This window comes from Cyanobium sp. Copco_Reservoir_LC18, assembly GCF_009834675.1.
In the GTDB taxonomy this organism is placed as follows: Bacteria; Cyanobacteriota; Cyanobacteriia; order PCC-6307; family Cyanobiaceae; genus Cyanobium; species Cyanobium minutissimum.
Genome location: NZ_ASAC01000005.1, coordinates 118,515 through 127,405 on the forward strand (window position 1 = coordinate 118,515; position 8,891 = coordinate 127,405).

General features: G+C 68.8%; 10 protein-coding genes. 6 read left to right on the forward strand and 4 right to left on the reverse strand.

Annotated features, from left to right (window positions below):
* Nucleotides 1-3 precede the first annotated feature (3 nt).
* Nucleotides 4-843, reverse strand: coding sequence for an N-formylglutamate amidohydrolase (locus L107_RS03120; protein WP_236550476.1), 840 nt, complete (start codon nt 841-843; stop codon nt 4-6).
* 41 nt (nt 844-884) lie between these two features.
* Nucleotides 885-2,669, reverse strand: a complete 1,785-nt coding sequence (locus tag L107_RS03125) for an alpha-amylase family glycosyl hydrolase (protein ID WP_370515341.1) — start codon at nt 2,667-2,669, stop codon at nt 885-887.
* 412 nt (nt 2,670-3,081) lie between these two features.
* Here L107_RS03125 and L107_RS03130 point away from each other — a divergent pair, with 412 nt between their 5' ends.
* The 5 genes from L107_RS03130 to L107_RS03150 all read left to right on the forward strand — a co-directional run bounded on the left by L107_RS03130 (nt 3,082) and on the right by L107_RS03150 (nt 5,723).
* Nucleotides 3,082-3,300: a CsbD family protein gene (locus L107_RS03130; protein ID WP_159816403.1), complete on the forward strand. Its 219-nt coding sequence runs from the start codon at nt 3,082-3,084 to the stop codon at nt 3,298-3,300.
* Nucleotides 3,301-3,394: 94 nt separating this feature from the next.
* The gene (locus L107_RS03135; RefSeq protein WP_236550478.1) at nt 3,395-3,799 is read left to right on the forward strand and encodes a heavy metal-responsive transcriptional regulator; all 405 of its coding nucleotides are present in this window, start codon (nt 3,395-3,397) and stop codon (nt 3,797-3,799) included.
* A gap of 243 nt (nt 3,800-4,042) precedes the next feature.
* Nucleotides 4,043-4,513 carry a DUF305 domain-containing protein gene (locus L107_RS03140; protein ID WP_236550479.1) on the forward strand — a complete coding sequence of 157 codons (471 nt, stop codon included), beginning with the start codon at nt 4,043-4,045 and terminating at the stop codon, nt 4,511-4,513.
* Nucleotides 4,514-4,531: 18 nt separating this feature from the next.
* Nucleotides 4,532-4,960, forward strand: coding sequence for a DUF302 domain-containing protein (locus L107_RS03145; RefSeq protein ID WP_159816405.1), 429 nt, complete (start codon nt 4,532-4,534; stop codon nt 4,958-4,960).
* Nucleotides 4,961-5,009: 49 nt separating this feature from the next.
* Nucleotides 5,010-5,723: a DUF305 domain-containing protein gene (locus tag L107_RS03150; RefSeq protein WP_159816406.1), complete on the forward strand. Its 714-nt coding sequence runs from the start codon at nt 5,010-5,012 to the stop codon at nt 5,721-5,723.
* 13 nt (nt 5,724-5,736) lie between these two features.
* Here the strand turns inward: L107_RS03150 and L107_RS16875 are convergent, their stop codons facing one another.
* Nucleotides 5,737-7,038, reverse strand: coding sequence for a di-heme oxidoredictase family protein (locus tag L107_RS16875; protein ID WP_159816407.1), 1,302 nt, complete (start codon nt 7,036-7,038; stop codon nt 5,737-5,739).
* The gene (locus L107_RS03160) at nt 7,038-7,946 is read right to left on the reverse strand and encodes an imelysin family protein (protein ID WP_159816408.1); all 909 of its coding nucleotides are present in this window, start codon (nt 7,944-7,946) and stop codon (nt 7,038-7,040) included. Before L107_RS03160 ends, L107_RS16875 begins: the two co-directional genes overlap by 1 nt.
* Nucleotides 7,947-8,447: 501 nt before the next feature.
* Between L107_RS03160 and L107_RS03165 the strand changes: the two genes are divergently transcribed.
* On the forward strand, nt 8,448-8,891 hold a 444-nt coding region (locus tag L107_RS03165; protein WP_159816409.1), incomplete at its 3' end, for an iron uptake porin.

Here is an 8,891-nt window from a genome sequence, read left to right on the forward strand (position 1 = left end):
GTCTCACCTTATGGAGGCCGGGCCCTCCGGGTGCGACGGGAACCCCTCCGCCAGGGCGTTCTCCAGCACCCCGGCCAGTCGCCGTGCCCAGGCCTGGCGGCCACTCTCGCTGGCGAGCAGGTCCTGGCGCACCTCCAGCTCCACATGGGGAATCCGCCGCCCCTCCCCGTGCACCACGAGGGTGTGGTCGCTGGCGTCGCTGACGGCATAGGGCTGGTTGTCCCCCACCCGCAGCCCCGGTTCACGCTGGAGGCCCTCACGCACCCGCCTGGCCAGACGGCCGTCCCGGCCATGGAGCACCCCCACGTGCCAGGGACGCACGTCCTCGCCGAGCACCGGCGTGAAGCTGTGCAGGGTGACCAGGACGCTTGGCCGGGCCTGTCCCTGCCGCGTCTCCAGCTCGGCGGCAATGCGGCGGTGGTAGGGGTGGAAGAGCTCCTCCAGCCGTCGCCGTCGCCCGGCCGTATCGATGGTCACGTTGGCGGCGATGACGCTCTGCTCGCAGTGGCTGACAATCGAATCCGGCGCCAGGGGCGGCCGGTTGGCGTCGATCACCAGCCGGGAATAATTGTGCAGGATCAGAAAGGCGTCGAGCCGCGCCGCCAGCAGCAGGCCCAGCCCGTCCACGCCCAGATCCCAGGCCCCATGGCTGGCGAGCTGCCGATCGCTCAGGCCCAGGTCGCCGAGGCGCCGGGGAATGGCGCGGCCGGCGTGGTCGGCCGTGAGCAGGACCGCCGAGCGCCCAGCGGGGTTGACAATGCGGAAGACAGGAGGATCTTCGGCCCCCAGGAGGGGTTCGTGCTGCAACGTGACGACCTCGGGCCAGGGATGCTTGCTTGCCACCACCAACCTGGCGGGGTCGGCGCAGGAGCGTGGAGCCCCGATCACTGGGAATAGATCAAGGCACTGTAGGGGCCAATGCTGAAGTTGGCGTGGCAGGGGAGTCCGTCCCAGTCGCCGGGAACAGCTTCCACGTCACCGCTCGGGTGGCCGGCGAAGCTGTCGCTGTAGCCATGCCAGTCACTGTTGAAACGCAGCGTCCAAGTCCCGGCGGCGGGCAGACCCACGCGGCAGTCGTCGAGGGGCTGGTGGGAGAAGTTGGCGATCACCACCACGTCATCACCGGGACCGCCCCGGTTCCAGCGCTGAAAGGCCAGCACCCGCCGCTCGCCGTTGAGGTGAAAGACCTGCGTGAACTGGCCGCAGAGGCACTGGGTCACCCCCTCGCCGTTGCATCGCAGCCGGATCAGATCCCGATACAGACGGACGATGCCGCGAAACTCCTGCTGTTGATCCCAGTCGACGGGGACTGAATCGCGGAACCAGCCGCCCTCGAGAAACTCCTGCCCCTGGAAGAGCATCGGAATGCCCGGCGAGGTGAACACCAGGGCCGCGGCCAGGGTGGAGCGCTTCTGGGCATACCAGCCGGTGGGATCCCCCGGATTGACATCCTGAGGAAGTCGGGACTGGCCGTTGGCCACGTCATCATGTGATTCGCTGTAGATGACACGCTCAAAGGCATCGTCGTTGTAACGGTGCAGGATCGCGTCCCGGATGCTCTCGAGGCCGCGGTCTTCGTCCATGGCCGTGATGACGGCGTGGCGGATCGGCTGAACAAAGTGAGGATCCCACTGGGATCCGAACCCTGCCCCACCAGCCCCGACATCCTTGGTGATCCAGGCATTGCTGCGCATGTCTTCCGCGATGGTGATCCGGCCGGGAAAATCCCGGGCCACCGTGTCGTTGATGGCCTGCAGGAGGCTCCAGCCATCCGGAATCTCCTCGGATCCAGCATCGCCGATGCAGTGGATGAAGCCGGTGCTGTCGAAGCGAAGGCCATCGAGGTGGTAGTCCTCGAGCCACATGCGCACATTGTCGAGGATGTACTGACGAACCTCGCCGCGTCCATAATCAGGCCGGGTCTCCCCCCAGGGCGTGTGCGCACGATGATCATTATAGAAATAGATGCCACCTTTGCCATTCTCCGACCAACCATCGAATTTCCAGAGGTCGAGATCACTCGGGCCGAAGTGATTAAACACAACATCCAGGATCACCGCGATCCCGGCCTGATGGGCCTGCTGGATGAAACACTTCAGCCCCAGGGAGCCGCCATAGTCTGAATCAACGGCAAAGATCTGGGAGGGGTTGTAGCCCCATGAGCGGTTACCGGCGAACTGCCCGACGGGCATGATCTCGAGGGCATTGATTCCCAGCCGCTTCAGATGGTCGAGCCTGGCCGTGACGGATGGGAACTGACCCGGCTGGCTCAGCGTATCATCGTTGAACGTGCCGACATGCAGTTCATAGAGGACCAGTTCATTCCATGGCGGGCAGGAAAATGCCGCATCGTCCCAGGGAAAACTGGGATCATGAACGATCGCGTCTCCGGCCGAGTGGGTGACCTCACGGGCATAGGGATCGATGCGCCTGATCGCACCCCATTCGGTGGACAGCTGGTACCTGAAGTGGTCGCCGATCCTGGCGCGCTCAACGAAGACATACCAATAACCGCGCGGCTCTGATTGCATCGGATGGGCGCTGGCGTCCCAGTCGTTGAAGGTGGCGACGACGGAGACTCCGCTGGCATGGGGTGCCCAGACCCGGAACGCCACGCCATCCAAACAGGGACGGGCTCCCATACCCTGTTGCACCAAGGGTTGTGCCATCGTTCAGGCCCCGCTGAGACCACTCTTTCACAGGACGACCGCCTCTGTGGTGCAACATCAGGCTGCTAATCTGCAGCACCGGAGAAAGGTGGAATGGAAGCGGGATGGCCGTAGGGCCGTAGGAATGGCCAGAAGAATCGGCCGAAGCCTTGAGGATGCAGATGACTGCTGCAGACTGCATCAGGAGCATCATCGTTCGTGATCATCCAGCCTTCCTTGCCAGCACTCATCTGTTGGATCCGTCCGGCGTTCCAGCAGTCCATGGTAGCCCCATGCGACACCCGGATCCGGCAGGATTCACTAGGTTGGAGAGGCAGCTTCCAGGGGTGCGAGGAGGGACAGACATCGACACCAACCCTCGGGATTGTTCCTGACGGTCTGCACAGCATCGAGACCCATCACCAACGGAACCATGACCAACAAGAACAACGCCGCCGCCAAGGATGCCGAAGGCAGACTTGAATCAGCCCTGGGTGATCTGACCGGCGACACCGGCCACCAGATCAAGGGCAAGGCCAAACAGGTCCAGGCCTCGGCCATGAATGTGGCCGAGGATCTCAAGGAGGGCGCCAAGGCTGTAGCCAGGAAAGTCAGTGATGCCGCCGCCAAACTGGCCAACGGCAAGGGCTGAGCGGTCCCGGGCGGCGGCGAGGGCCCCGGAGGCGACGCCGTCCGCTCCGGTGGCGACCCGCCTAGACTCTCCTTAGAAGCGGAGAGTTAGGTCCGTGCATGCCAGCGGCATGAAGATCGGCGTGCTGGCCCGCCGCAGCGGGATGACCGTCAAGACCCTGCGCTACTACGAGGATCTGGGACTGTTGCCGGCGATCGGCCGCAGCGAGGGCGGCTACCGCCTGTTTGCCGACGAAAGCCTGCAGCGGCTGGAGTTCATCCGTCGCCTCAAGACCCTGGGGCTCAGCCTGGAGGAGATTCAGGGCTGTCTGGCGGTTCACGACGCCGGGGAATTGCCCTGCGGCGACATCCAGAGGCAACTGGAACGCCAGATCGATCGGATCGATGGCCAGATCCAGGAACTGCGCCAGCTCAGGAAGGAACTGGTGGGACTGCTGGCCGGCTGGCAGAACCATCCGCCCAAAGACAGCGAGGTGATCTGCCCCAACCTTCGCGTCTGAGGCCCCGGAACCGCATCGGCAGCCTGTTCCCTGCCCATGCTGATGAAAGGCCCCGGAGACGCGCCGATGAACCCTCCATGCTTCCCATGCTGCCGGACCCATCCGGCGGCCCGCCGCGCCGCTGCCGCCGGGCTCGGCGCGCTGATCCTGGCCCTGGGGGCTCCGGCGTTTCCGGCCCCCCCGGCCCCCCCGGCCGCGATGGCTCCACCGGCCGGTGGGCCGGGCCGGATGGCCCGTCCAGTGATGGATCAGCACTTCATCGTGATGATGATCCCCCACCATGACGGCGCGATCGCCATGGCGGACCTGGCCCTGACCCGGGCGAAACGACCGGAGATCAGGGCTCTGGCCGGCAGCATCAAGGCCAGCCAGACCGAGGAGAACGCCCAGATGCGGGCCTGGTACCGCGCCTGGTTCGGAGGCAATGTGCCCACGTGGGGCGGAGCGATGGGCCACGGCGGAGGGATGGCCGGGATGGGTATGGGCGGGACGGGCACCGATATCGCTTGGCTGAAGAACGCCCCCGACTTCGACCGCGCCTTCATCGAGCAGATGATTCCCCACCACCGCATGGGCGTGATGATGGCCTCGATGGCCCAGACCGGCAGCCAGCATCCCGAGCTGCTGGCCCTGCAGCAGGCGATGGTGAAGGTCCAGAGCGCGGAGATCGCGCAGATGGCCGGGTGGTACCGGCGCTGGTACGGGACACCCTGAACCCGCCAGGCCCTATCCATGGATCCGTTCTTCATTCTCGAGTCCGCGAAATCCTTCGAGGAGGCCTGCGCGTCCCTGCTGCAGGCGGTGCCGGACCACGGCTTCGGCGTACTCGCCGTGCATGACCTGGGCCAGACGCTGCGCCGCAAGGGCCTGGCCTTCCCAGAGGAATGCCGCATCTTCGAGGTGTGCAATCCCCTGCAGGCCGCTGCGGTGCTCGCCAACACGATGGCGCTCAACATGGCGCTGCCCTGCCGGATCTCGGTTTACACCGAAGCCGGCAGGACGCGCATCGGCATGCTCCGCCCCGGGGTGATGCTGGCGGGCCTCTCGGCCGATCCCTCCCTGGCGGCGGTGGCCGGGGAGGTGGAGGCCTCCACCCGGGCAATCATCGCGGCCGCGGCGGCCGGGGCCGGCCCGGCGATGGGGTGCGCGCAGGATCCTTGACTCTCCTGCCGGGGGGAGACCATACGGTTGGGATACTTCCCGAGATCCCATGTTCCACCGCCGCCTTTCCGTCGCCGCGCTCGGGATCCTCGGCGCCTTGGCGCTGACCCACCCCGCCCTGGCGCAGGATCACGGCGGCATGAACCACGACCATCACCAGCACCATCACACCCCCCCGGCCGGCACCGCACCGGACCACGCCGGCCATGCCCATGACGTGGGCCCCGCCGGGGCCACCTACGACCTGCGCTTCATCGACGGGATGGTGCAGCACCACACCGGCGCCCTGCGGATGAGCGAGTTCGTCTTCGGCATCGGGGCACCCGGGGTGGGGGCCCTGGGCAAGGCGATCTGGCGCGACCAGGCCAACGAGATCCGGGCCATGGGGCTGTGGCGCAAGGCGTGGTATCCCCAGGCTCCCGTGTATCCGGTGGCCCTGGCCAGCGGCGGCGACCCGAACACCCTTGGCGGCCTCACCCGCATGAGCCAGGCCCAGATCGACGGGATGCGGATGACGGGGGATGCACCCACCCCGGACAACCGGGTCGTCTGGTTCCTGGAGGGGATGCTCCATCACCATGGCGGGGCGCTGATCATGGCCCACGACGCCCTGGCCAGAAGCACCAATCCCACGATCCGGCGCTTCGCGCGCAACGTGATCGTGGCCCAGCGCGCCGAGATCATCCAGCTGCGGCGGATGCTGGCGGTCGAAGGCCTGCGCAAACCGGAGTACGGCCGCTACGACGCCCTGTTCGCCCTCTGAGGCTGGCGGAGCCTCAGAGCTGCTGCAGCCAGCCCAGCAAGCGGCGCCGCTGTTCCGGGGCCAGGGCCGTGAAACGCTCCCGGGCGGCGGCCGCCTCCCCCCCATGCCAGAGAATCGCCTCTTCGATGCTGCGGGCCCGGCCGTCGTGGAGGAACCCCACCGACCCGTTCACCCGCTGGGCCAGACCGAGGCCCCAGAGCGGCGCCGTGCGCCATTCCTGGCCCGGTGCCCCCTTCTCGGCCACCCCGTCGTTGAGGCCGGGGCCCATGTCGTGGAGCAGCAGATCGGTGTAGGGCCAGATCGGCTGGCCGTTGATCGCTCCGGCCACCGCCCCGGGGGAACGGCCGGTGGTCAGCTGCGGCACATGGCAGCGGGCGCAGGCCAGGGTGTCGAACAGCTCCCGGCCCCGCTGGACCACCGCGCTGGAGGCGGGCAGGGCGGTGCGCGGGGCGCCCAGGGTCTGGCTGTAGTAGGTCACGAGGGTCAGCTCCCGCTCCGTGATGTCGACCACCCGCGCACCGTCCGGCCGAACCGGTGAGGTGAGGCCCATGTCGTTCAGGAAGGCGTCGGCGGTCTGATCGCGCACCGTGGCGGCGCCCGCTTTCCAGCCGAAACGCCCCAGCCGCGGCGCCCCCGTCCCCTCCTCCAGCCAGTGGGGCCGGCCCGAGATGCCGTCACCGTCGCGGTCGTCGGGATCGGCGAGCGCCAGGATCGCCTCCTCCGGCACCGCCTCCAGCAGGCCCAGGCCGACCAGGGGTGGCGCCACCCGGAGGGAGCGGGCCACCGACCGCTCGGACAGGTCGCGGGACGCGTCACCCTCCAGCCGGACCTCCGGCCGGCGCCGGCCCTCCCGCTCCCGCCAGGCCACCGTCACGGCCGCATCCGGCCGGGCGCCGAACACGGCGCGGTCCCGCACCTGGTGGCCGAGGCCCGGCACCGGCTGCCCGTTCCGCAGCGCCACCCGCACCAGGGATTCCCCCATCAGCGGCCGGCCCCTGCCGTTGCGCACATGGCAGGCGATGCAGGAGGCGGCATTGAAGCGGGGCCCCAGACCCGCCCCGGGGGCACCTTCCAGGGGCACGTGGGTGCGATCGAACAGCACATCGGCCACCCGGTGGCGCTCCAGTTCCGCGGGGGTGAGGCCGGCGGCCGGTTGCTCGAAGGCGGCCGAGGTGCGGTTGGCCACCGTCATCGCTCCGGCGGCCTGCTGGGGATCGGCGCCCCCCCAGGCCTGCCGCAGGCCGAGCCCGAGCACCACGGCCAGGGCCAGCCCGGCCAGCAGGACGCGCCGCAGAACGCGGAAGGGACGGGCCATCAGGACAGCAGCGGCACCGAGCGCTCCACCAGCTTCGCCGTGCTGTGCAGCTGGCTGATCAGCGCCTCCATCGCCTGGCGGGCGGTGGGATCGGAGAGGGCGCCATGGAGGGGGTCGGGCAACCCCCTGGCCATCGCCACCGCCGCGGCGCTCTCGCGGTCGATCTGGCGGGCCAGGTCGGGGTCACGACTGCGGATCAGCTCGACCAGACCGGTGGCCATCAGCACCCGGCGGGCCCCTTCCACATTGGCCACCAGGTCCGCCTGGGTGTTGCCGCTGTCGGCACTCTCGAGGGCGCGGGGATCGCGGGTTTTCAACGGTTGGCCGAGCTTCTCGTCGCCCCCTTCCTGCAGCAGACCGATGACCCCCTGCAGCATCTCCTGCACGGCGGCGCCGGCTTCCCCGGGGCTGCTGAACCGGGCGCCGAAGCCCTCAGGACCCGACCAGCTGGCCAGCAACCCCGCCGCCTGACGGTGCAGATCCTCGGCCGCGAGGCGCAGGTAGGCCCGTTCACCCGGGGTGAGCTGGGCGGCGGTGGGCGGCGTGCCGGTGCGGCCGCCGTAGAGCACCCACTCGATGCCATGGAACCCCTTGGCGGTCTCGCTGAGGGCGGCGAAGGTGTCGGGACCGAAGCGTCGGCGGCCCAGCGCGGTGGCGAGGTCCTTGCCGTTGACGGGCCAGTCGTCCATGGCCCCGTCGAAGCCGTTGGTCTCGGCAGGGCCGAAGGCCCAGCTTTCACTCGTCTCCCAGGTCCGCCGCGCCGCCAGCCAGGCCTGACGGGTGGCCGCCAGCTGCGCATCGGAAGGGTTTTCGCTGAGGCGCTGGATCGCCTCCTGCAGGGCCGCCGTCTGCGCCACCAGCTGGGTGTAGTTCGGCAGGACCACCCTCTCCACGAAGGACTGGGCCACGGCCCGCTCCGTCGGCGCCGCCGTACCGGGGCGCGGGCCACAGGCGGAGAGGGCCAGACCCAGGCAGAGCGGCAGGCCCAGGGCCAGGGCTGGAGAGGGCCAGACCCAGGCAGAGCGGCAGGCCCAGGGCCAGGGCTGGGCGCCAGCGGCAGGTCGGTGCCATGGGCGGGAAGGGGCGGCTGCTGTCACTGTCCCCCCGGCGCGCCGCAGAAGCTGACGCCAGGGGACCCCGGCACGTACCCGATGTCACCACCCCCTGTTCCTTTGGTGGTGGCCCTCCGCAGCGGCGCCGGACCAGGATGGGGCGGATGGCGACGGCGCTCCTGCCGGCGGGAGAACCGGTCCAGGCCAAGGGATCTGGTGCTGATAACTATTATCGTTCTCAGGTCTTTCCTGTTCAAGCGCGTCTCTGCTGGAGGGTCCCTTCCCGCTCTCCAGCCGGCGTTCCGGTGCCGGCCCGATCGGTGCCCCTTCCCTTCCTTCGTCAACGCTTCGATCTCCATGGGCCTTCCCCTGCGTCACCTGATTCCCGCCGCCACCGCCGGCCTGCTGGCCCCCCTGGCCCCGCTCGCGGCCAGCGCCGGCGAGCTGAACCTGGAGGCCGTCAACCGCTACGCCAGGAGCGCGGCGGGCCAGAGCCAGGAGCAGGTCACCAGCATCAACCAGTTCTCCGACGTCAAGCCCACCGACTGGGCCTACCAGGCGCTCTCGAACCTGATCGAGCGCTACGGCTGCGTCGCCGGCTATCCCAACGGCACCTACAAGGGCGGCCAGGCCATGACCCGCTATGAAGCGGCGGCCCTGCTGAACGCCTGCCTCGACCGGATCACCGAGGTGACCGACGAGCTCAAGCGCCTGATGGCCGAGTTCGAGAAGGAACTCGCCGTGCTGCGCGGCCGGGTGGATGGCCTGGAGGCCAAGGTGGGCGAGCTGGAGGCCACCCAG

Excerpts from the sequence above, each read along its gene's own strand:
- L107_RS03125 (WP_370515341.1), bottom strand. The coding sequence starts at position 2,669 with ATGGCACAACCCTTGGTGCAACAGGGTATGGGAGCCCGTCCCTGTTTG.
- L107_RS03130 (WP_159816403.1), top strand. The coding sequence starts at position 3,082 with ATGACCAACAAGAACAACGCCGCCGCCAAGGATGCCGAAGGCAGACTT.
- L107_RS03140 (WP_236550479.1), top strand. The coding sequence starts at position 4,043 with ATGGATCAGCACTTCATCGTGATGATGATCCCCCACCATGACGGCGCG.
- L107_RS03145 (WP_159816405.1), top strand. The coding sequence starts at position 4,532 with ATGGATCCGTTCTTCATTCTCGAGTCCGCGAAATCCTTCGAGGAGGCC.
- L107_RS03150 (WP_159816406.1), top strand. The coding sequence starts at position 5,010 with ATGTTCCACCGCCGCCTTTCCGTCGCCGCGCTCGGGATCCTCGGCGCC.
- L107_RS16875 (WP_159816407.1), bottom strand. The coding sequence starts at position 7,038 with ATGGCCCGTCCCTTCCGCGTTCTGCGGCGCGTCCTGCTGGCCGGGCTG.